The 21,784-nt window shown below is 64.3% G+C and carries 21 protein-coding genes; 12 read left to right on the top strand and 9 right to left on the bottom strand.

The window, feature by feature from the left end; all coding sequences use genetic code 11:
• Window positions 1-6: 6 nt before the first annotated feature.
• Window positions 7-1,386: an MFS transporter gene (locus CK500_RS10405; RefSeq protein ID WP_095637170.1), complete on the bottom strand. Its 1,380-nt coding sequence runs from the start codon at window positions 1,384-1,386 to the stop codon at window positions 7-9.
• Window positions 1,387-1,763: 377 nt separating this feature from the next.
• On the opposite strand from CK500_RS10405, the gene CK500_RS10400 reads away from it, so the two are divergent.
• From CK500_RS10400 to CK500_RS10385, 4 genes are all read left to right on the top strand, one after another.
• Window positions 1,764-2,264 (top strand): universal stress protein, encoded by a 501-nt coding sequence (locus tag CK500_RS10400; protein WP_095637169.1) that lies wholly within the window; start codon window positions 1,764-1,766, stop codon window positions 2,262-2,264.
• A 96-nt stretch (window positions 2,265-2,360) separates the two neighbouring features.
• Window positions 2,361-3,398 (top strand): NAD(P)/FAD-dependent oxidoreductase, encoded by a 1,038-nt coding sequence (locus tag CK500_RS10395; RefSeq protein ID WP_095637168.1) that lies wholly within the window; start codon window positions 2,361-2,363, stop codon window positions 3,396-3,398.
• Window positions 3,399-4,048: 650 nt separating this feature from the next.
• Window positions 4,049-4,600 (top strand): helix-turn-helix domain-containing protein, encoded by a 552-nt coding sequence (locus CK500_RS10390; protein ID WP_095637167.1) that lies wholly within the window; start codon window positions 4,049-4,051, stop codon window positions 4,598-4,600.
• 96 nt (window positions 4,601-4,696) lie between these two features.
• Entirely contained in the window at window positions 4,697-5,917 is a 1,221-nt protein-coding gene (locus CK500_RS10385; RefSeq protein ID WP_095637166.1) for an HD domain-containing protein, read from the top strand.
• 52 nt (window positions 5,918-5,969) lie between these two features.
• Here CK500_RS10385 and CK500_RS10380 read toward each other — a convergent pair whose 3' ends face one another.
• Window positions 5,970-6,374, bottom strand: a complete 405-nt coding sequence (locus tag CK500_RS10380) for a universal stress protein (protein ID WP_095637165.1) — start codon at window positions 6,372-6,374, stop codon at window positions 5,970-5,972.
• Between the two features lie 117 nt (window positions 6,375-6,491).
• On the opposite strand from CK500_RS10380, the gene CK500_RS10375 reads away from it, so the two are divergent.
• The 4 genes from CK500_RS10375 (at window position 6,492) to CK500_RS10360 (ending at window position 10,070) form a co-directional block, all read left to right on the top strand.
• Window positions 6,492-7,736, top strand: coding sequence for an HD domain-containing protein (locus tag CK500_RS10375; RefSeq protein ID WP_095637164.1), 1,245 nt, complete (start codon window positions 6,492-6,494; stop codon window positions 7,734-7,736).
• A gap of 90 nt (window positions 7,737-7,826) precedes the next feature.
• Window positions 7,827-8,882: an amidohydrolase family protein gene (locus tag CK500_RS10370; protein ID WP_095637163.1), complete on the top strand. Its 1,056-nt coding sequence runs from the start codon at window positions 7,827-7,829 to the stop codon at window positions 8,880-8,882.
• A gap of 47 nt (window positions 8,883-8,929) precedes the next feature.
• Window positions 8,930-9,385, top strand: a complete 456-nt coding sequence (locus tag CK500_RS10365; protein WP_095637162.1) for a hypothetical protein — start codon at window positions 8,930-8,932, stop codon at window positions 9,383-9,385.
• A gap of 58 nt (window positions 9,386-9,443) precedes the next feature.
• The gene (locus CK500_RS10360) at window positions 9,444-10,070 is read left to right on the top strand and encodes a thymidine kinase (RefSeq protein WP_095637161.1); all 627 of its coding nucleotides are present in this window, start codon (window positions 9,444-9,446) and stop codon (window positions 10,068-10,070) included.
• 21 nt (window positions 10,071-10,091) lie between these two features.
• Here CK500_RS10360 and CK500_RS10355 read toward each other — a convergent pair whose 3' ends face one another.
• From CK500_RS10355 to CK500_RS10340, 4 genes are all read right to left on the bottom strand, one after another.
• Window positions 10,092-11,273 (bottom strand): PAS domain-containing response regulator, encoded by a 1,182-nt coding sequence (locus tag CK500_RS10355; protein ID WP_095637160.1) that lies wholly within the window; start codon window positions 11,271-11,273, stop codon window positions 10,092-10,094.
• 94 nt (window positions 11,274-11,367) lie between these two features.
• Complete coding sequence (locus CK500_RS10350) at window positions 11,368-11,634, bottom strand: hypothetical protein (RefSeq protein WP_095637159.1); 267 nt, start codon at window positions 11,632-11,634, stop codon at window positions 11,368-11,370.
• A 75-nt stretch (window positions 11,635-11,709) separates the two neighbouring features.
• Entirely contained in the window at window positions 11,710-12,336 is a 627-nt protein-coding gene (locus tag CK500_RS10345; RefSeq protein ID WP_394338255.1) for a transcriptional regulator FilR1 domain-containing protein, read from the bottom strand.
• Window positions 12,305-12,955, bottom strand: coding sequence for a class I SAM-dependent methyltransferase (locus CK500_RS10340; RefSeq protein ID WP_095637158.1), 651 nt, complete (start codon window positions 12,953-12,955; stop codon window positions 12,305-12,307). Before CK500_RS10340 ends, CK500_RS10345 begins: the two co-directional genes overlap by 32 nt.
• 59 nt (window positions 12,956-13,014) lie before the next feature.
• Here CK500_RS10340 and CK500_RS10335 point away from each other — a divergent pair, with 59 nt between their 5' ends.
• A complete protein-coding gene (locus CK500_RS10335; protein WP_095637157.1) occupies window positions 13,015-13,536 on the top strand; it encodes a CinA family protein in 522 nt (173 codons plus the stop codon).
• A 41-nt stretch (window positions 13,537-13,577) separates the two neighbouring features.
• Here the strand turns inward: CK500_RS10335 and CK500_RS10330 are convergent, their stop codons facing one another.
• Window positions 13,578-13,781 (bottom strand): hypothetical protein, encoded by a 204-nt coding sequence (locus CK500_RS10330; protein ID WP_095637156.1) that lies wholly within the window; start codon window positions 13,779-13,781, stop codon window positions 13,578-13,580.
• A gap of 137 nt (window positions 13,782-13,918) precedes the next feature.
• Between CK500_RS10330 and CK500_RS10325 the strand changes: the two genes are divergently transcribed.
• On the top strand, window positions 13,919-15,163 hold the full coding sequence (locus tag CK500_RS10325; RefSeq protein ID WP_095637155.1) for a tyrosine-type recombinase/integrase: 1,245 nt from the start codon (window positions 13,919-13,921) through the stop codon (window positions 15,161-15,163).
• 1,749 nt (window positions 15,164-16,912) lie between these two features.
• On the opposite strand, the gene CK500_RS10315 is transcribed toward CK500_RS10325, so the two are convergent.
• Complete coding sequence (locus tag CK500_RS10315) at window positions 16,913-18,892, bottom strand: DUF262 domain-containing protein (RefSeq protein ID WP_095637153.1); 1,980 nt, start codon at window positions 18,890-18,892, stop codon at window positions 16,913-16,915.
• Window positions 18,893-19,326: 434 nt separating this feature from the next.
• On the opposite strand from CK500_RS10315, the gene CK500_RS10310 reads away from it, so the two are divergent.
• The gene (locus CK500_RS10310) at window positions 19,327-19,932 is read left to right on the top strand and encodes a site-specific integrase (protein WP_095637152.1); all 606 of its coding nucleotides are present in this window, start codon (window positions 19,327-19,329) and stop codon (window positions 19,930-19,932) included.
• A 1,153-nt stretch (window positions 19,933-21,085) separates the two neighbouring features.
• On the opposite strand, the gene CK500_RS17605 is transcribed toward CK500_RS10310, so the two are convergent.
• On the bottom strand, window positions 21,086-21,280 hold the full coding sequence (locus CK500_RS17605) for a hypothetical protein (protein ID WP_233139113.1): 195 nt from the start codon (window positions 21,278-21,280) through the stop codon (window positions 21,086-21,088).
• A 292-nt stretch (window positions 21,281-21,572) separates the two neighbouring features.
• Between CK500_RS17605 and CK500_RS17735 the strand changes: the two genes are divergently transcribed.
• Entirely contained in the window at window positions 21,573-21,698 is a 126-nt protein-coding gene (locus tag CK500_RS17735) for a hypothetical protein (RefSeq protein WP_269843954.1), read from the top strand.
• The last annotated feature ends 86 nt before the right edge of the window (window positions 21,699-21,784 follow it).

The following is a 21,784-nucleotide window of genomic DNA, read 5'->3' as shown; positions in this document are numbered from 1 at the left end:
CGCCGCCTACTCCGCCGCGGTCGCCCCTTCCGTCTCCAGCCCGGAGCCGCTCGGCGGTCGGAGCAGGAGCGCGGCCAGCCCCGCCGCGATCGCGAGCCCCCCGCCGAGCGCGAACGTCGGGACCCAGCCGGCGGTCGCGACGAGGTAGCCGGTCACGGTGCCGGCGAACACGCCGCCGCCGACCTTGGCGGTGTAGAGGACCGCGTAGTTGCCGGAGGAGTTGGCGGCGCCGTAGTAGTCGGCCAGCAGCGCGGGGAAGTAGACGTACAGCGGCGAGGAGAAGAACATCGCGGCCATCACCAGCCCGACGAACGCGATCCCGGAGCCCGAGGACCCGGCCCCGATGAGCGCCAGCCGGAAGGCTCCGGCGAGCACGAACGAGACGGCCATCACCCGCTTGCGAGCGAACCGGTCCGAGGCCTCGCCGAGGACCATCCGCGAGACGCCGGCGGCGACCGGAAGCAAGGTCGCCGACGCGGTCGCGACGACCGCCGCCAGCCCGAACTGCTCCGCGAACCGGACCACGTTCGCGATGACGACGAGGTCGGCGCCGGCCGTCGCGATGAACATCGCGTACAGCAGCCAGAACTGCCACGTCGAGAGCATCTCGCGGGTCGTGTACGCGCGGCCGCGGAGCGACGCCGCGAGGTCGTCGTCTCCCCCTCCGTTCGCTCCCTCCTCCTCTCGGTCCTCCAGCCCGAGCCAGTCGTCCGGCGGGTCCCGCAGGAGGTACGCTCCGACGAGCGTCACGACGAGGATGGCGAGCCCCACGTTCCGGAGCACGTCGCTGTAGGCGGCGACGGTCGCGTTCGCGCGGACGTACGGGACCACGAGCGCGCTCCCGCCGGCGAACGCCATCGTCCCGATTCCGGTGGTGAGGCCGGTCCGGTCGGGGAACCACTTGACGGCGGTGTTGACCGCGACCGTGTACACGATCCCCACGCCGATCGCTCCGAGCGAGTACAGCAGGTACAGCTGCCAGAGCGCCGTCGCGTACGCGAGCCCGACGTACCCGCCCCCGGCGAGCAGGGCCGCGAGGAACGTGAGCGCGCCCGGCCCGCGGCTGTCGCGCCACTTCCCGGCGGGGAACTGCGAGAGCGACTGGAAGACCACGTAGAAGGAGAACACCGCGCCGAGCGCCGGCAGGGCGATGTCGAGGCTCTCGGCCAGCGGCTGTTCGATCGACGACCAGACGTACTGGTAGGGGCTCACCGCCGCCATCATCCCCGCCGCGGCGACGATCTGCCACCAGCGGGAGAAGCCGAGGACCTCTGCGGCCCGTCCAGCGTAGTCGACGCCCCCGTCCTCGCTATCGGAGCTCCCCGGCGATCCCTCGCCCTCGCCCTCGCCGGAGCCCCTCGTCGGGCCGTCGCCGTCGTCAGCCATCGTCACCGTCGATCGCGGGTCCGGTCGTGTCGTGGGTCATGTGAGCCTCGGGGACCGGCCCGGCCGCCGGACCGGCGGTTCGTGTTCCGACGCTGTCGGCACGCGGGAATAAAACGCGCCGTCGGGGAGGTTCTTGCCTCCACGCGCGGGGCCGAACCGGTCTCGGCCGGCCGGAATTTTCGATCACGATAGATCACGATATCGGCGTCGCGGAAATCGTTTGTCGATCTAAACCGATGTTCCCTTGACAGAGATCCCTTGTTTGCGGATGAATAATGATAATCGTCTATACTGTCGAAAATCGTTAAGAGGCGGCCCGCACAACGTGGTATCGAGAACGCGGCGATCCGGTACCGGGTCGCCGGGAGCACGCATCCATGTCCGCCGACACGACCACCGAACCGCACGCCACAGAGCCGCACTCCTCCGAGCAGCACGCTGACGCGTCACCCGCCGCCGGCCGCTTCGAGCGCGTCCTCGTCGTCACTCGCGACGACGACGCCGGGCGGGCCGCGGTCGAGACGGGGATCGACCTCGCGGCGGCCCACGGCGCGGCGGTCGACGCGCTGTACGTCGTCGACGTCGCCGAGGAGTGGGACGTGGTCGTCGAGCGGCGCGAACGGACCGGTGAGCGCCTGGTCGAGGACGCCGCGGAGCGCGGGGCGGACGCCGGGGTCGACGTCGAGAAGTGGTTCCGCTACGGCACCGCCCACGAGGAGGTGCTCGACTTCGCCGCGGCGCACGGCGCCGACCTGATCGTCGTCGGCTCCGCGCGCCGCACGGGGCTGGACCGGTTCGTCCACCCCGAGCGGCTCCCGACCCGGGTCCAGCGCGGCGCCTCGGCGCCCGTGCTGGTCGTCGGTCCCGACGACGACTGAGCCGGGTCGGCGCCGCCGACGGCTGAGGCGCTCGGCACCGACGACCCGCCCCGAGCCGAGCGACGGATTAAGTGACTGCGACCCCTTCTCGCGATCGTGACACACATCGGTATCGTCGGCGCGGGCGCGGGTGCGGCGGCCGCGGCGTTCACCGTCGACGGCGCGGTCCCGGACGCGGACGTGACGGTCTTCGAGAAGTCCGGCGGGCTGTGCGGCCGCGCGGCGACCCGCCGCCACGAGGAGCTGACGTACGACTACGGCGCGAACTACCTGAAGGCGGACGACGAGCGCGTCGTCGAGCTGATCACGGAGACGCTCGACGACGAGGGGCTCGTCGACGTGACCGAGCCGATCCACGTCTTCGACGCCGACGGCGCGGTTTCGCCCGGGCGCGACGCGGATGAGCACAAGTGGAGCTACCGACGGGGGCTCACCCAGGTCGCGAAGCGGCTGTTCGGGCGGACCGACGCGACGGTCCACCGCCGGACGCGGATCGAGACGGTCCGCCGGGTCGGCGACCGCTGGGAGGTCGACGACGCGGACGGCGAGACGCGGGGGCCGTTCGACGCCCTCCTGTTGAACCCCCCGGCGCCCCAGACCGCCGAACTCCTCCGGGACGCGGAGTGGGACTCGCCCGTCAGGGAGGCGCTCGTCGACGCGGTCGGCGACGTGGCGTTCCGCACGGTCTGGACCGCGGTGCTCCGCTACCCATTCGCGCTGGACGTGCCCTACTACGGGCTCGTCAACGCCGACAAGGAGCACGCCGTCGGGTGGATCTCCCGGGAGGAGTGCAAGCCCGGCCACGTCCCGGCGGGCGAGAGCCTGCTCGTCGTGCAGGCGAACCACGAGTGGTCGGTCGAGCGCTACGACGCGGACCCGGCCGCGAACGTCGCGGCGCTGGCGGACCACGCCGCCGAGATCGTCGGCGACGACCGGCTCGCGGACCCGGCGTGGACCGATCACCAAGGCTGGCGCTACGCGCAGCCAGAAGGAGGGGTCGCTCACGGGCCGATCGACTCCGCCCGCCGGGAGGGACTGTACCTCCTCGGCGACTGGGTCGCCGGCGAGGGGCGGCTCCACGCCGCGCTCGCGAACGGCCTCGACGTGGGAGAGCGGGTCGCCTACGGGATCTGACTCGCGGCCGAGGGCGTCGGAACCCGAGACCGGTGACCTCCCCGGCCGACGATCTGTGACGGTCCGATCGCGATCAGTACAGGAACAGCGGTGATTGATGTCGGGAGTGGGTATTGCAGATCGGTAGCGGCGAGACGGTATTTAAACAGCCAAGAGCGACGACGATCGCTTATAAATGACGACGCGGTGGCGCGCGCCTCCGAACGGCCGCCACCGGTGGCCGTGAGGAGCGCGTGCGAGGGAGTCGCTGGCGCCTTATAAGGCGCCAGCGACGAGGCTGGGGAGGCGTGAGGCTGCGGTTGCGGTGTGGGTGGGACTCAAAGGGGCAGCCGCGAGGCCAGCTTAGGCGACGCTAAGCACCGCAGAGAGCGAGTGAAACGAGCGACCGAGGAGCGCAGCGAGCGTAAGCTGGCCTCGCGGCTGGGGCTTTGGAGGCCTTCACCGCGGGCACATCGATCACTTATAAACACCTGTCAGCAACACCCAAATCCAACTTATAAACAACCGAACAGCCAATTTGCGATACCCACTCCCGGTGTCAATCGCGTCATCGGGTCAGAGAGCCGGAGAGCGAACGACGCCGACCGACCCGCCGGATTGACCGACGCCCCTCCACGACCTTTTAACGGTCGGGGTCCACTACTCGCGGTATGGCGAAGTATTCGACGGGCGGTGGCGGCGGCGGCGACGACGGCGACGCCTGCGAGCTCTGCGGGCGCGAGACCACGGACCTCAAGCGGGCGACGGTCGCCGGGGCGAAGCTCCTCGTCTGTTCCGACTGCCGCCCCCACGACGACGCTGGCAACGCACCGAGCGGCGGCTCCCGCGGCGGATCGGGCGGTGGCGGGAGCTCCGGCGGCGCCAGCGCGGGGTCGAGCGGTTCCGAGAGCCGGAAGAAGGAGCTCGCCCGCAAGCAGGCGAAGATGTACGACTCCGCGACCGGCGACTCGAAGCACTGGGAGGAGGGCGGGACCAACTACGAGTCCGACCGGCTCCCGTACCTCGTCTCCGGCTACGGCGACGACGTGGCGGCGGCGCGGCAGGACGCCGGGGTCACGGTCGAGGAGCTCGCCGAGGAGCTCGACGTCGACGAGGACGACCTGTTCGCGGTCGAGGACGGCCGGGCCGCGACCGCGGGCGTCGGCGGCTCCGTCGTCCGCGCCCTCGAAGAGCGGCTCGGCGTCGAGATCGTCGACGAGTAGCGCGGACGACGGCCCGATCGGCGAGTATCGCCGCCCAGGCACCCCTCCGGACCCCGAGCCGAAACGACCAATTCCCGGGCGGCCCACCACCGGGTAATGAAGGCGATCAAGGACAGCGTCCACGGCCACGTCCGGCTCGGCGACCTCGCGACCGAGCTGGTCGACACGCCCGCCTTCCAGCGGCTGCGCCACATCAAACAGCTGTCCACCGTCCGGCTGGTGTATCCCTCCGCGAACCACACCCGGTTCGAGCACTCGCTCGGCGTCTACCACCTCGCGCGCGGCGCGATCGACGGGCTCGGGCTCGACGACGACACCGCCGCCCACGTCCGCGCGGCGGCGCTCCTCCACGACGTTGGCCACGGCCCCTACGGCCACCAGACCGAGGGGATCATCCGGCGCGCGACCGGGCGCGACCACGACGACATCGCGTGGCTCCTGACCGACGCGGACCGCGAGGTCTGTCAGGTCCTCGAACGCAACGGACTGGACCCGGAGCGCGTCGCCTCCCTGATCGCGGGCGAGGGGGGGCTGGGCGCGCTCGTCTCGGGCGAGCTCGACGTGGACCGGATGGACTACCTCGTGCGCGACGCCCACCACACCGGGGTTCCGTACGGCACGGTCGACACCGGCAGACTCGTCAACGAGCTCCGGCTCGCCGGGGACGGAGAATCGGGCGGTGTCGGCTCCTCGGATCCCGGGGACGCCGAGCTGGTGCTTGCGGAGGGCAACGTCCCCACCGCCGAAAGCCTGCTCGTCGCCCGGTCGCTGATGAACGCCGTCGTCTATCGCCACCACGTCTCGCGGGTCGCCGGCGCGATGCTCGAACGCGCCTCCGAGCGCTACCTCGACGAGACCGACACCGACGCGGCCGACTTCCGCCGGATGGCCGACCACGACCTCCTCGTCGCGCTTCGGGACGAGGTCCCCGCGCTCGGCAAGCGGATCGAGCGGCGCGACCTCTACAAGCGGGCGGTGTGGGTCGGGTTGGAGGACGTGCCGGCGGGCACCGTCGACGCCGGACACGCGGAGGAGCGCGCGGCGGAACGCGAGATCGCCGAGGCGGTCGGGCTCGACCGCGAGGAGGTCGTCGTCGACGTGCCCTCTCGCCCCGGCTTAAAGGAGTCCGGGTCAACCGTCGTCGTCGACGGCGTCCCCCAGCGGCTGGAGGACGCCTCCGAGCTGGTGGCGGGCCTGCGCAGCGCCGAGCGCCGCCGCTGGACGCTCGGGGTCTACTGCCCGGCCGAACACGTCGACGCGGTCGGCGAGGCGGCGCGCGACGTGCTCGGGCTCCGCGGGATCGGCGCGCGGACGTAGCGGCTCGACCGGCGCGCGGCCGCGAGTCGTTCGGCGGCGCGCGGCCGGGACGTCAGTCGCTTCGCGGCGCCGGCACCGCGAACACCGGCCGGTCGGTCCCCAAGATCACGTCTTGGGTCACGCTCCCGAAGACGGCCTTGCCGGTCGGGCGTCGCTTCCGGCCGGAGACGCAGATCGCGTCCGCGTCGACATCGGCTGCGGCCGCGAGCAGCTCGTCCGCGGGCTCGCCGCTCGCCTCGTAGTGGACGCAGTCGATCCCGGCGTCTTCGAGCGCCTCGCGGGCGCGCCGCACCGCCGAGATCTGGTGGACTGAGGCCCCTTCCGGGTTCTCCTGGAACACGTGACACAGGTGCGCGGTCACCGCCCCCTCCTCCGTCGGAATGTCCGCGATCGCCTCCGCCTGCGCGACCGCCCGGCTGTCCTCCGCGTTGTCGATGCCGACGAGTACGTCGTACATGGTCGACCGTTCGGACACCGGACCTATAAATCGTGCCGGCCGTTTCCGGTCTCGGATGCAGACCGCCTCCCCCGCCGACGCACGCCGTTTTTATCCGATGCCGCCGAACCCCGACGCATGATCACGGTCAAGGACACCGTCCACGACCACATCGAGATCGACGGTGTCGCCGCCGACCTCCTCGACACCCCCGCCGTCCAGCGGCTGCGACACGTCAAACAGCTCGGGACGGTCCAGCTCGTCTACCCCTCCGCGAACCACACCCGGTTCGAGCACTCGCTCGGCGTCTACCACCTCGCCAGCCGCGCCCTCGATCACCTCGGGATCGAGGGCAAGCGCGCGGACCGGATCGAGGCCGCGGCCATGCTCCACGACGTGGGGCACGGCCCCTTCAGCCACAACCTCGAGTCGCTCACGCACCGCCGCACGGGGAAGTACCACGACGACGTGGACGAGCTGCTCGCGACCGGCGCGGTCGGGGAGGTGCTCCGCGACCACGACCTCGACCCCGACCGGATCGCCGGGCTGGTCGCGGGCGAGGGGCCCTACGGCGGGCTCGTCTCGGGCGAGCTCGACGTGGACCGGATGGACTACCTCGTGCGCGACGCCTACCACACCGGGGTCCCGTACGGCACCATCGACACCGAGCGGTTCGTCCGCGAGCTGACGTTCGTCGACGTGGGCACCGGCGAGGAGGAGCTGGTCTTGGACGAGGGGAACGTCCAGACGGCCGAGAGCCTGCTGTTGGCACGCGCGCTGATGAACCCGGTCGTGTACACCCATCACGTCGCGCGCATCTCGAAGGCAATGTTGCGCCGCGCCGCGAGCGACCTGCTCGACGCGACCCCGACGACCGCGGCCGAGCTTCGCCGGATGGACGACCACGACTTCCTCGCCGCGATCCGGAGCTGCCCGGAGACGGCCGAGATCTCCCGACGCTACGACGAGCGCGACCTCTACAAGCTCGCGGTGTGGGCCGAGTACGACGACGCGCCCGAGCGCGTCCACGAGGCCGACCGCGACGCCGAGGTCGCGCTGGAACGCGAGATAGCGGCGGAGGCCGGCGTCGCCCGCCAGCACGTGATCCTCGACGTGCCCCCGGAGCCGTCGATGCGCGAGTCGACCGCGCGGGTCACCGTCAACGGCGAGGTGCGCCGGCTGGAGCGGCAGTCGCCGCTGGTCTCGGCGCTCCGGACCGCCCAGCGCAACCAGTGGCGCCTCGGCGTGTACGCCCCCCGGCCCGCGACCGATCGGGTCGGGCGGGCCGCCGCCGACGTGCTCGGGCTCGACCCCGACGGACTCGTCGCGGAAGTGCGCGGCGCGATGCCGACGACGCTCGACGAGTTCCGCGACGGGGCGTGATCGGGGAGTGAGGCGACGGACGAGGAGGCGCGACCTGACCGTTCGTGCCCCTGTCGTGACCTTTTACTCCCGCGACGGAGACCCTCGGGTATGCACTTGGAAGGGACCGTTCTCGTCGGTCCGGAGTTCGAACCGATCGAGGGACGGGTCGTGGTCGCCGACGGCGAGATCGTTCGGATCGAAGAGGAGTCCGTCGAGAGCGACGACGTGATCCTCCCGGCGTTCGTCAACGCCCACACGCACATCGGCGACTCGATCGCCAAGGAGGCCGGCGAGGGGCTCTCGCTCGACGAGCTGGTCGCGCCGCCGGACGGGCTCAAACACCGGCTCCTGCGCGAGGCCAGCCGCGAGGAGAAGGTCGCCGCGATGGCGCGGAGCCTCCGGTACATGGAGTCGACCGGGACCGGAACCTTCCTCGAGTTCCGCGAGGGCGGTGTCGAGGGGGTCGCCGCGCTCCGCGACGCGGTCGCGGGCGAGGGCGTCGACTTCGGCGAGCGCGCGATCGACCCCGTCGTCCTCGGCCGAGACGACCCGGACGTGCTCTCGGTCGCGGACGGGTACGGCGCCTCCGGCGCCCGCGACGCCGACTTCGACGCGGTGCGCTCGGAGACCCGCGAGGCCGGCAAGCTGTTCGGGATCCACGCCGGCGAGCGCGACGCGGACGACATCAACGCCGCGATGGATCTCGACCCCGACTTCCTCGTCCACATGGTCCACGCCGAGGGGATCCACCTCGAACGGCTCGCGGACCGCGGGACGCCCGTGGCGGTCTGCCCGCGCTCGAACCTCGTGACGAACGTCGGCGTGCCGCCGATCCGCGACCTCGCCGAGCGGACGACGGTCGCGCTCGGCACCGACAACGTCATGCTCGACTCGCCGTCGATGTTCCGCGAGATGGAGTTCGCCGCGAAGCTCTCCGACCTCCCGGCCCGCGAGATCCTGCGGATGGCGACGGTGAACGGCGCGGCGATCGCGGGGCTGAACCGCGGCGTGGTGGCGGAGGGCGCCGACGCCGACCTGCTGGTCCTCGACGGCGACTCCGACAACCTCGCTGGTGCGCACGACCTCGTCCGCGCGATCGTCAGGCGGGCGGGCGCCGCCGACGTTTCGCGGGTCGTGATCGGCGGTGACCCGGTAGACGGGTAGGAGACCCGGCGGGGGACTGAAACCGCTCGGGACCGTACGTTCGATCGATGACCGCGTTCTCGCTGCTGTCCGGACTCGCGCTCGGACCGGTCGTCGGACTGCTCGCGACCCTCGCGATGGACCGCGTGATGCCTCGGCTCCCCGAGGGGACGACCGCGCCCCGGGTCGCCGCGGGCGTGCTCACCGACACGCCGGTCGACCGGGCGCCGGAGCGGCTGGCGACGTGGGTCCACTACGTCGCCGGCGTGGGCTCCGGGCTCCTGTTCGTCGGCCTCGTCGCGGCGGTTCAGACCGCGCTCGGCGTCGGCACCGCCGTCGCGCTGGCGGTGGCGGGCCACGCGATGTTCGCGTTGATGGTCGGCTTCTTCGCGCTCGTTCCGCTGCCCCGAGCACGGGGGCTCGCCCGCCAGCGGCTCTCGCGGATTCGGCGCGACTGGGCGCTCTGCGCCGCGGTCTACGTGGTCACCGCCGCGTTGCTCGTCGCGCTCGCGGTCGGGGCCTGAGACCCCGCGCCCGGCCGGGAGAGAAACGGTTTAGTCGCTGGCTCGTGCCCGTCAGGGCATGCACGCGATCACTCGATCCGGCTGGATCGAGGTCATTTCGGGATCGATGTTCTCGGGGAAGACGGAGGAGCTGCTCCGCCGGCTCCGGCGCTCGGAGATCGCTGGTCAGTCCGTCGCGGTGTACAAGCCCGCCGTCGACGACCGCTACGGCGAGACGACGATCGGGACCCACAACGGCCGGCAGTGGGACGCGACGGTCGTCGACAACGAGGGGGACGGTCCCCTCGACATCCTCGACGACGACCCGTACCCCGAGGTCGTCGCGATCGACGAGGCGAACTTCTTCTCCGACGCGCTCGTGGAGGTGTGCAACGCTCTCGCGGACAACGGGACCCGCGTGATCGTTTCCGGCACCGACCAGACGTTCCGCGGCGAGCCGTTCGAGCCCCTCCCGGAGCTGATGGCGACCGCCGAGTACGTCGACAAGCTGCAGGCGATCTGCTCGCAGTGCGGCGAGCCCGCCTCCCGGAACCAGCGGCTCATCGAGGGCGAGCCCGCCCACGTCGACGACCCGACGATCCTCGTCGGCGCCGAGGAGTCCTACGAGGCGCGGTGCCGCGACTGCCACGTGCTGCGGACCGGCGAGCGCTCCGAGGCGGACCGGGCGTACCTGACCGACGACTGATGGGGCGACGGTGAGCGGCTCCTACCCCCGGTCGGTCGCGTCGCGGTAGGCCCACAGGTGGCCGCGCCCGTCAGGCAGGTCGATCGGGCGGTACGTCCGCAGGAGGACGCGGCCGTCGGCGAGCGCGATCCGCTCGTCGTCGACGGGTCGGCGCGCGTCGACGATCGCCTCGATCCCCTCGACGAACGACTCGGGGTCGTCGAACAGCTCGCTCATCTCGACGGCGAGCCGCGCGCAGTCGCGACCGGTCGCCGCCGACGGGTCCCCGTCGAGACCGAGGAGGTCGTACAGGCGGCGGTTGACGCGGATGACCCGCCTGTCGGCGTCCTCGGCGAGCACGCCGACCGGGAGCGTGTCGAGCACCGTCGACAGGACGGCGTTCGTGCGCTCGAGCTCCCGCTTGCGGGTCGCCTGCTCCGTGACGTCCTCGAACTGCGAGAAGACGCGGATCACCTCGCCGTCCCGGTCGGTCACCACCTGGTTGTGCCACGCGCAGCGGATCCGCTCGCCGTCGGCGCGCACGTTCTCGTTGACGCTCCGGTACCCCCCCTTGTCCGAGAGGAGCTCCCGTTCGACCGCCGCGACGTGGCGGTGGAGCTCTTCGGGGACGAAGCGCGTCCACGTCCCGCCGATCAGCTCCGACTCCGAGTAGCCGAGGATCTCCTCGGCCGCCGGGTTCACCCGAACGATACGGAACGCCTCGTCGTACTCGATCGTCCCAAGCGGCGACTGCTCGATGAACCGCGAGAGTCGCTCCTGGCTCGCCGCCAGCGCCGCTCGCGAGCGGGACTGATCGACCGCGTTCCGGACCCGGTTCGCCAGCACCGTGTACTGGTCGGTCCCCGAGCGCTTCTGGATGTAGTCCGTGACCCCGGCGGAGATCGCCTCGCTCGCGATCTCCTCGCTCCCCTTTCCGGTGAACAGGACGAACGGAACCGCCGAATCGCGCTCGCGGACGCGTTCGAGGAAGGCCAATCCGTCCGTCCCGGGCATCTCGTAGTCGCTGACTACGCAGTCGATCTCCCCGGACTCGATCGCGTCGAGCGCGGCGTCAACGTCCGTCTCCGACCGGATCTCGAACCCGTCGTCCATTCGCTCTAAGTAGGTGGCGACGAGGTCGAGGAAGGCCGGCTCGTCGTCGACGTGTAACACCCGGACGACCGAGTCGTGCTCCCCGTGCGGACGAAGGGGCGGGTCCGACATTGCGATACCATACCACGACCCCGTGCAAATACGTTCGGGTGGTCGCGAAACGGTCCTCCACGAGACGCCGGTCCGAGAAGGCTCTTCTCCGCGCTTATTCCCCGAGGGCGTCGGTGTCTTCGACGGCGTCGCCGGCAGCCCCCTCGTCGTCCTCGGCGGTCGCGACGCCGTACAGCCCGACGAGCGCCGCGAGCACGAGCACGGCGCCCTCGGCGCGCGCGGCGACGTGGACCCACTCGCGGGGCTCGGCCTCTCCGGCGTTTCGATACAGCGCCTTCGTCCACAGGCGGACGACCCGCCGCGGGACGAGCGTTTGGACCAGTCCGCCGATTCCGGCGACCAACAGCAGCAGGGCCTTCATACCCTCCCTTCGCGGGACGGGTGCAAAAACGATGCGGCGCGCTCTCACGGCGCGGCGCGTCCTCGCGGTGCGCGCTCACGCCGGCTCGGCCGCGGCGAGGTAGCGCCGGCAGGTCGCGGCCGCCCACTCCCGGACCGCCGGCGCGTCCGACCACAGCAGCGCGGCGAGCCCGCGGTCGTCGAACAGCCCGACGACGGCCCGGTCGCCGACGAGGAGCACGCCGATCGGGGAGTCGCCGTCGTGGCGGTGCGCGTCGACCCCGTGCTCGGCGAGGACCGACCGGATCACGGCTCCCGAGGGGCCGGCCAGTCGGTCGGCGGCCCGCCCGGTGAAGACGAGGCGGACGGTCCGGCCCTCCTCGCGGGCAACGCCCCGCCCCTCGCCGTCGCCGTCGCCGTTCCCCAACACCCGCCGCGCGAGGGCGGTGTCGGCGCGAGGCACGACCCCGACGACGCTGTCGCCCGAGGCGACGAGTTCGGGGAGTCGAGCCGCCGGCCCCGGGTCCTCGCCGCGCTCGGCGAGGCCGGCGGCGATCGCTTCCGAATCGCTCGTCTCGGCGTCGCTCGTCTCGGCGTCGAATTCCTCGACTCCGACCTCCTCGACGCCGATCCGCTCGACGCCCACCGCCTCCGCGACCAGTTTCCGGAGGGCCGCGCCGGGCGCGTCGCCGTCAGCCATCCGTTCGCGCCGCGAACCCGTCATCGTCCCTCTCGTCAGGACGGGGCGGATACGTCTGCCGCCCGCCGTGCGACCGCCGCGCGAGCAGCCGGGCGGTCGCGCGGCGGCGGTCGCCGGGGCGTTCCTCGGTCGTCTCGTCGTAGTACAGCACGGTCAGCCCGAGTCCGGCGCGCAGGAGATCGTTGGCCGCGAACCGGTAGCGGTCGCTGCTCGGTCCCGAGGGCGTCGCGTCGGCCGACCGCAGGTGCCCCTCGACGAACAGGTAGCCGCCGGGCGCGAGCGACTCGGTCAGGTCCGCGAACCGGTCGAGCGCGTGGAAGAAGCTCATCGCGATCAGCTCGTACGCCTCCGCCGGGAAGCCGTAGGTCCCGGCGTCGGCCTGGATCGTCTCGACCCGGTCCGCGACGCCGCGCTCCGCGGCGCGCTCGCGGACGATGGAGAGCCCCTCGCGGGAGGCGTCGAGGGCGTCGACCGCGTACCCCGCGTCCGCGAGGTAGATCGCGTTGCGGCCGGTGCCCGTGGCCACGTCGAGCGCGCGGCCGTCGGGGATCGCGGGCTCGTACGAGCGCAGCACGGGTGACGGCTCCGGGGCGCGCGGGTACTCCCCGGACGCGAACCGGTCGTCCCAGTCGGTGTCGGTCACGGTCGTCCTTCGGCGCCCCGCGGCGTAAACCTCAGGGGCGTGTCGACCGCAGGGGGTCCATGGCCGATTCGACCGACGCCGCCGCGCGCCTCAACGCCCTGCTGACCGACCGCGAGGAGACGCTCGCGACCGCGGAGTCGCTGACCGGCGGGCTCGTGGGGTCGCGCGTGACCGACGTGCCGGGCGCGAGCGCGTACTTCGACCGGGGGTTCGTCACGTACACCTACGACGCCAAACGCGAGCTGCTCGGGGTGTCCCGGGAGTCGCTCGACGCCCACGGCGCGGTCAGCGACCCGGTCGTCCGCGAGATGGCCGCCGGCGCGCGCGACCGGGCGAACACGGACTGGGCGGTCGCGACGACCGGCATCGCCGGGCCGACCGGCGGCACCGACGAGAAGCCGGTCGGGCTCGTGTACGTCGGCGTGGCCCACGCCGCGCCGTGGGGGACCCAGGAGTCGTTCGTCCGGACGGAGCGGGCCGTCCTCGACGGGGACCGCGACGCGGTGAAGCGCGGGGCGGTCGAGACCGCGCTCGACGCGCTCGTCCGGGCGATCGCGGACGAGGGAGCGAGCGAGGCGTGAGGCAGCGGCAGTCGATCCGGCTGCCGGTCGGCGCAGACCCGTCACTCGATGTACGCGTGGCCGACGACGGCGACGAGCAGCGCGGCGACGACGATCCACGCCAGCGGCTCGGCGGCGAGCAGCCGGATCGGGCGGGCCGCGGACTCGTCGAAGCCGAACAGCGCCCCGGCCGACAGCGCGCCCGCGAACACGAGCGCGGCGACGACGCCGGAAACGCCGAGAAGCAGGGCGTCGATCCGATCCATACCCCGGATCCGCGGGGGACGAATATAAACGGATCTCCGCGGCGCATCGGGTTCGCGTCGGTCCGGCAGAAGAGCCAGGGCAGAGACACAATCGCAAGGTTCAAAGTCCAACTTATTAAAGATAGGGCATCCCGAATATGCCAGATATCAGAAAGCAAATCAGAAATCTGCAAGACAGAATCGAGAAGTCTAGTGACATCAAAAAAGAAGATAAAGAGATCTTGCTCGCGTTCAGTGACCGGATCGACCTCCTGAAATCGGAATATACTGACCACCGACACAACAAACTCCTGCGCCACTGTACCATCATGGCGGAGGAGGTCGGCGGTCTCGCTGACGCGTTCGAGGACCGATCCGCTGCGGAGGATATCGTCCGTTGGATCAACCGAACCTACGACAACGAAAATACGAACAGCGACTACCGGACCGCACTCCGTGTCCTCGGTAAGCGGGTCTACGAGGGTGACGGATATCCGCCAGGAATCGAATGGGTTCCGTCTGGTACCTCGAACAGCTATAATCCCGTTCCGGACCCGTCGAATATGCTCGACTGGAAGGAAGACGTCCTTCCGATGATCGAGGAGACGATGAATACCCGTGACGCGGCTCTCATCGCGATGGCGTTCGACTCGGGAGCGCGGAGCGGCGAACTCCACGATCTCAGAGTCGGGGATGTGAGCGACCACGAGCACGGGCTTATGATCCGTGTCGACGGAAAGACCGGACAGCGGTCGGTCTCCCTCGTACCGAGTGTTCCGTACGTCCAGCGGTGGATGAACGACCACCCCGCACCTGACGACCCGGGCGCTCCTCTGTGGTCGAAGCTTTCGAAGCCCGAGGATATCAGCTATCGGCAGTTCAAGAATTGCTTCAAGGCTCCCGCCGAGCGGGCGGGAGTCACGAAGCCAGTCACTCCGACCAACTTCCGAAAGTCGAACGCGACCTACCTTGCCCGGCAGGGGATGAGTCAAGCGCGCATCGAGGACCGACAGGGGCGTAAACGAGGAAGCGACGCAACCGCCCACTACATCGCTCGCTTCGGCGGAGAGGCCGATTCCGAATACGCGCGGATACACGGCCTGGAAGTTGATGATGAGGAAACCGAACCCATCGGGCCGGTCGAGTGTCCACGGTGTCACGAACGGACCCCCCGGGAGCATTCGACGTGTGTCTGGTGTAACCAGCCGCTCGAATACGGTGCCCTCGGAGCGATCGAGGAGGAAGAGCGAGAGGTTCGGGAAGCCGTCTTTAGCTTCGTCAAAGACAATAACGGCCTCCTCGATGATCTCGAACAGTCTCGGGCGTTCTCTGAACTCGTTGACGACAATCCCGAGCTTGTCGAAGACGCTCGCGAGTTCGCGGAGGCGCTCTCGGAGGAATAGCAACCTACTGACACGTCTACGATTAGAGAGTGAATAGGGTCGATAGCTCATTTTACTGGCGTATTGCTGCAGAAATACCGTGGTCTACTGTACTTCCCTACGGATCTCGTCTAATTGTGCTTGAACTTCGTCTATAGCTTCGACAGAACCGCTATTGGCAAGCAGCGCGAGTGCGTAGGCCCGCGCTTCTTCGTCGCCATGAGCGAGAACGCGTGAGATAAAGTCGGTGTTCTGTCGCGTATACTCTGACATACTATCAGCTCCGGCTCTAGTCATTAGATTCCTCCGTGGCTCCGAAGGGCTCTGTCTTGACGGCGATACGATTGCTGTAGTTGACACTGTTGAGTTCGGTTGACATGGTGTGTCGAGCGTGCTCAATTACTGGCCGAGCAAGCCGTGGTGAGCGCACCGATCAGCTGACACAACGAATCTATCGCAGTGTTGTGCTGATATGCGCATGTGTTTCGACTGCTGTGAATGTAGGAGGACCCCGTAACAACATAAAGATAAGTTCTGTTTTGAGCCTGTTTATTTTTGATAAATGTATATGTAATAATTATGTTCTTAGCAGAAATGTTGGCTTTTGAGTTCTGAATTGTTTCTTTTATAATTTCTATTCCAGGGGCACATTATATATTAAAACAAAAAGTGAATAATATACATAAACAAGCGTATCTTTCAAAAGCCCGGTCATTAAGATTCTATTTCCGGCATGGAATCAGGTAGATCCATTTTGAATATTCAGGGAGTAGGATCTGTTGAGATCCTATCCCTCAGATACATCTTCGCCTTAAATAGCCGGTTGATGATACCTGCGATTTGACTGCTAAGGTTCCTACCAGTTTCGGATGGTGTTCAGAGCGTAGTGCAAAATACAGGGCACGTATCTTGAGCGGCTGCTTCAAATTTCACAAAGGATTTTCATGTCTTACGAATGTTCTATCTAAATAGAGTGAGAACAGATATATTGCGTCTACTCCAGATATCTGTGCTACCTTCTGTATACATCGGTAGAGAATCGGAAATTGAAGCCGCAGGTGTCTCGGAACAAGTATACTGGATACCAGCTGACATCATGCGTGCTCCGGCGAAAGCCACAGTGTTCAACACCATCAGATTGAATGAGAAGCTTACTGAGCGGTTCCCACAAGACGTTGTAGAGTACATTTTTCTCCACGAGCGGGGCCACGCAACTCGGAGTCGGGTGGATCGAGCGTGGTTCCTCTTCCAGACAACGTCGACCTTGATGATTACTGGGCTGAGTAGTATGTTCGTAGCTGTGTTTGGCTTCTTTGCGGCAACGAACCCAATTCCACAAGTAGCCGGATTACTGGTTCTCTCGCTGTGTATGTTAACCGTTTTTTCATGGTTGTTCTGTCGGGTGAAATTCAAGGAGGAACTCCGAGCGGAACAGTATGCACTCAACCAACTCGGCGAGAATGAATTTCGACGTCGAAGCGAGATGTATGAGGAGATTGCCGACCGGAGTTGTGGTAGTCGATTCAAGCGTCGATTATTCTACCCATCAGTCGAGACCGTAATATCAGAACACGAAGATGGCAAACATAGCTAGTGCGTGAGTGAGAGTTACTGAGTTAGATCAAGCAAGCCAGTCATAGAAAGATTAGTATACTTCATATCACAACTACCATGATTACCATACAAGACATACATTCTGTATTCATCACGAAGTGTTCTACTAATTCGCGGATATTGCTATTTCACTGAGTTGGATAAGAGTCAATCTGACTATCCCCACCGTTGTTCGATAAACTTGATTAATTCTTCCCTCTCACGTTCGGATATTTTGTCTACAGAGAAGCTTGGACCATCAAGGTCTCGGAGCACTTTCAGTGAGGAGTTTTCGTAAATATCCGAATACTTGTCCTCAAACGAAGAGTTCCCTTTTGATTGGTTTTCCTCTGTACTTAACACTGCTAAGTTGCCCAGCCTATTTCGGTTCTGAAGATGGTTGTTCAATTTGTTTCCTTCTTCAGCATTCTTCGGCACAAGATGTTCCACTTGGAAATTTGTCCGGAACTCGTGGTACGGTGCCAACGAGAGTAGACCAGATGGGCCTCGGAGGCTTCTTTCGTATTCGTACATAATGTATTTTATAACTTCACTCTTTCTTACCCCACCCCATCCAGATGTAAATGAGCCATCTAATATATCGGGTGCAGCCAAATAGTCCGAAATCACTTCATTAATTGGCGCGATTCTATCTTGCTTCTCAGATAGCCTTTCAAGAGCTTTTTTAATTCCAAGCTCTTTTGACTGATATCCAACATACCTGTTTGCATCGGAATTAAATATTTTCTCAATCTCTTCTTTTGGAACATCCGACCAATATAGATCATTAGCTGTTGAAGAGAGTGAACCTGAATATCCCTGAGCGCCGTGGGACATCACCAGACTAAATCGGAAGATAAGCTTCTCTAGTTCAGACACTACATTTGCAAATTCTTCAGAACGAACGCCGAACTTTTCAGCAGTTGCTATAAGAAGAGGCGTCGTTGCAGATTGGCTGCCTGCGTGCAAGAATAATAATTGAATTTTCCGTACGGTTGTGTTTATATTAGAATCATGGTCGCTCTCTGGCTCAAAGTATTTTTGCGCGAATTTATCTCTGTCAGTTAGATACGGATATCGCTCAGAGAATCTCTCAAGAGAATTGAGATAGGGTAGTATGAAAGACTCAAAATCATCTCTTTGTACACTTGCGAAGTCGGTCAGGTCAGAAAGTCTTCGATGTATCTCTGATGGACCAGAGCGTTTTGCCCGGGAGTCTGATCTTTCACTTGTGAAGACTTCCCAATGGATTCTGATTAAATCATCAACCTGTGAATCAGAAAATCCATCATGAATAGTAATATTCCGGACTATTCGATTAAATCGGTGGTATATATCCTCAGAATCTAGCTGTTCTGATTGAGATGCACAGTATACAAGATGACTACGAACTTTATCGTGAAGTCTGAGATCCCTTCCCCGGTCATTTATTACTTTGAACATCCGCGCAGCTTCGTCAACATCTTTGACAACTTTGATATTGACCTCAAAACGCTGAGTCAGTATCTTGACCAAACTATTTAGGAATTTGTAATAACCCGCATGGTCAGTCGAGCCATTTTGATACTTTTCTGCCTTCCAACCTTGTAGCCGTTCAGTCGTTGCTTGTTTTGCGACCGCAATTTTCCTTTCTGCATCTACGGTATCATTTTGTGCTAAGTAATCCTCTGGGGATTGCCCATCCAAAATGACATTTTCATAAGCATCTTCAGCGAGTCCACCTAATCTAATTCTCTCAATACTCTCATATTGGATATACTTCTTTTCAATATCTTCTTTCCTATCATTGATCGTCGAAGATATATCAGCGCTGATTTCGTCGCTTGTCTGGATACTTTTCATTTCATCGACTATTGCAGATATGACAATAGCGACGGTCGCTAACCTTTGTTGCCCGTCAACAATTCCGTATACGTCGTAATCCTCAAAATCAGTAGGTTCAACGGATCCTCGCTCTTCAAGTACAAGCGTACCAAAATAATGGTCCACTTTTTTGTTCTTTCTGTCGTTCTGGCGGTAGACAAATCTGATATCATCGAGAAGATCGTTCACATTACTCTTTTCCCAAGCATAATCTCGTTGATAATCTGGAATGACAAAATATGATTGGCTAAACACTGATGACAGAGAGAAATTATCATCCGGAGTTCCATCCATATTCTCATATTATCGTTCAATTAATTATAATTTGTCATAGTCATGTGGTATAGATCAAACTCTAATATATTTCAATAACATCAGGTGGGCCCTATTTAGACACCCCAGAATGGACGAGTCAGAGGCTACACTGTCCTAACAGCGTATACTCTGTCTTGAATGATTCTTGATCCGGGTATGAGAACAATTCTATAAAACCCTCCGCGACTGGGTAGGGTCGGCACTGATGCTGGGAAAGTTGGCCAGAGAACAGGAAAATCGTCGATAGAAATATGTGCCATAGTTTATCTTTCACGAAAGCTCTCCTTCCGCTTTATCAGATAACCCGGAAATGAATAGACTTGAGACAGGCTCCTCCCAACGAATATCGGCCCAATCCCGGTCGATTCTAATCAGAAAAAAGATACTTCACGACGGAAGATATAGTAACCAACATGCGACTTGAGGCGACTGAGGGGGAAGACATGTACAAAGTGTGGATGACCGACGACGACCTCGACCAACTCCGTCGAGCCGCCGTCTCATATCGAGACGACGTGATGCTTCAATTGGGCGGGTTCGTCGGGCTCCGGGCCTTCGAGATCCCTCAGGTCAAGCCGACCCACGTCCAGCAGACCGACGCCGACCACTACCGTCTCCGGGTGCCCCGGGGGAAGGACACCACCAGCTCGGGGGGGAAGCCCCGAAACGCGTACCTCCCCAAGGACGTCGAGCGTTCCCTTCGGCAGTACCAAAACGCCGAGAACATCGCCCCCGACCAACCCTTCGTCGACCTCTCTGTCCGGGGTGTCCGGGCCGCGATCAAGCGCACAGCCGAGGCCGCCGCTGAGGAGACGGGGGATCCGGACTATCGACACGTGAGCTCCCACGACCTTCGCCGGCGATTCGCCCAACGGTTGCTGGTGGAAGAAAACATGAATCCCCGGGTGGTGATGCAAGTTGGCGGGTGGGACTCCTTCCAGGCCATCGAGCCGTACCTCAACGCCCCAACCCCCTCCGTCGTCGACGACGCCTTCGAGTCCGCCGGGCTTCACGGGTAATGCTCCGGGGGAATTGGCCGGGGACCTTGGAGATGTCCCAGGGAATTAGCCGGGGGGCCCCGGACGATCCCCTGGGAGAGTTGTCCAGGAACCTTGGAGGATGCTCAGGGAGAACTGGTCGGGGAACCTGGAGGATGCCCCGGGAGAGTTGGCCGGGAGGCTTGGAGGATGCCCAGGGGATTGGCCGGGAACTTTGGAGGATCCCCGCGGAGAGTTGGCTGGGAGGCTTGGGGGATGCTCCGGGAGAATTGGCCGGGAATTTCCCCTGTATCCCCGGAACAGCCCTAGCAGGTGCCGAGGGGATTCGCTCCCCACATCAAAGCCACGAACGGGGTATCTTCTGACTATCCGAATTTCGCAGTTCTGGTGGAAGTGAAACGGGAAAATCAACCGTTATCGGGGTTAGTTTCTGCCGGCAAGATCAGGGTTCGGTGTGGCGTCTTCGAGGGCATGTACCGTCAATAGGGGAATTTCGGGGGAAACGGTCCCCGGCGACAGACCGAAAATTGGTCGGGGCTCCGGGGACCGTCCCGACGTCCCCCTTCTCCGTGAGAGTTCAACTCAGGCGAAAATCCCACACTCGAAATATCCGAATTCGACAGTATTCCTCGATCAGAAACGTCGAAAACGGCTGATATCCTATTCAGTCGCTACCAGTTGTACTGGGCGATAGTACGATGCTTCTCAGGCCCCACGCCGGCGGCAGCCGGTTCTCTGGGGAAAGCCCCCGGTGATCCCCGGTAAGTTGGCTTGGGTTCCCGGGAGTGATCCGGGGGAGCGCCCCGGGAGGACTGGGAATCTGTTCGGGTCTCCAAGACCGGGAGATAGAGCAGCACTCGTAATATCCGAATTCGACAGTGTTGGCGAGCTGAAATGTCGGAATCAACTGATATCACGGTCAGCTACTACCGACCATGCTAGAGGAAAAATACGGCGTCTCTGGTGGACTGCGTTGGCGGCACCCGGTTCTCGGAAGAGAGGCCGGGAAATCCCCCGGAGAATCGGTCGAGATTCCCGGGGCCACTCCGGGGAGCGCCCAGGCGAGGACTGGGGATTAGTTGAACCCGCAGAGCTCGGGGACAAGGAGTACTCATAAGATTCGAATTCGACAGTGTTGTTCGGTCGGAAACGTCGAAATGGGTCGCTCCGGTTGTTAGCTCTCCCCGTCTTCGGCAGGAGATTGTACAACGTCCCCAAGGGACCGCACCAGCTGGACCCCATTCTCGTAGTCGGAGGTGACCCGATACCCGTCTTCGTTCTGCGTAACGACCCCGATGCTCGGGTGAGCGAGGAGTTGGAGGGCTGACCTGATCTCCTCGGTAGTCGGAATCTCGTCGGAGTCCTCCATCCCGACGACGATCCACCGGACAACTTCCGCCGTCTCGACGGGACCGTCGGCGCGTTCGAGTGCCTGGATGACCGCAAGAGGATTTCCCCGGCGTCAACTCGGCCTTGGATGGATTCGTCCAGGTTATCGAGCCGGTCGTCTTGGAAGGCCCCCGAGCGATTCAGAAGGTCCATAATTTCCTCGGAGACGACGGCGGATTGGTCACGGCGGTCGAGAAGCTGGACAAGTTCGTCAACGGCAATGGTGGTCAGGTAAGTCGTCTCGGCGTTTTCGATGACTTGCGAGGCAAACCATGGGAGACGACGATGGCGTGGTCGGCTCCGCGCTCGCGACGATGCTCCTCAACGTTAGTGACTTCGAGAGAGTTGACCCGACCATTACTCCGAGCTTTTACCTCGATGACGATGTGTTCCGGTGAGCGCATCTCCACGTCGGTGTACCCACCGCCTTCGATCTAGTTGGCTGTATACCCAAGCCGGGAGAGGGCTCTCGTGACGAATTGCT

This window comes from Halorubrum salipaludis, assembly GCF_002286985.1.
Taxonomy (GTDB): Archaea; Halobacteriota; Halobacteria; order Halobacteriales; family Haloferacaceae; genus Halorubrum; species Halorubrum salipaludis.
Note: the sequence above shows the minus strand (reverse complement) of the source record. Positions and strands in the feature narration are given on the sequence as shown.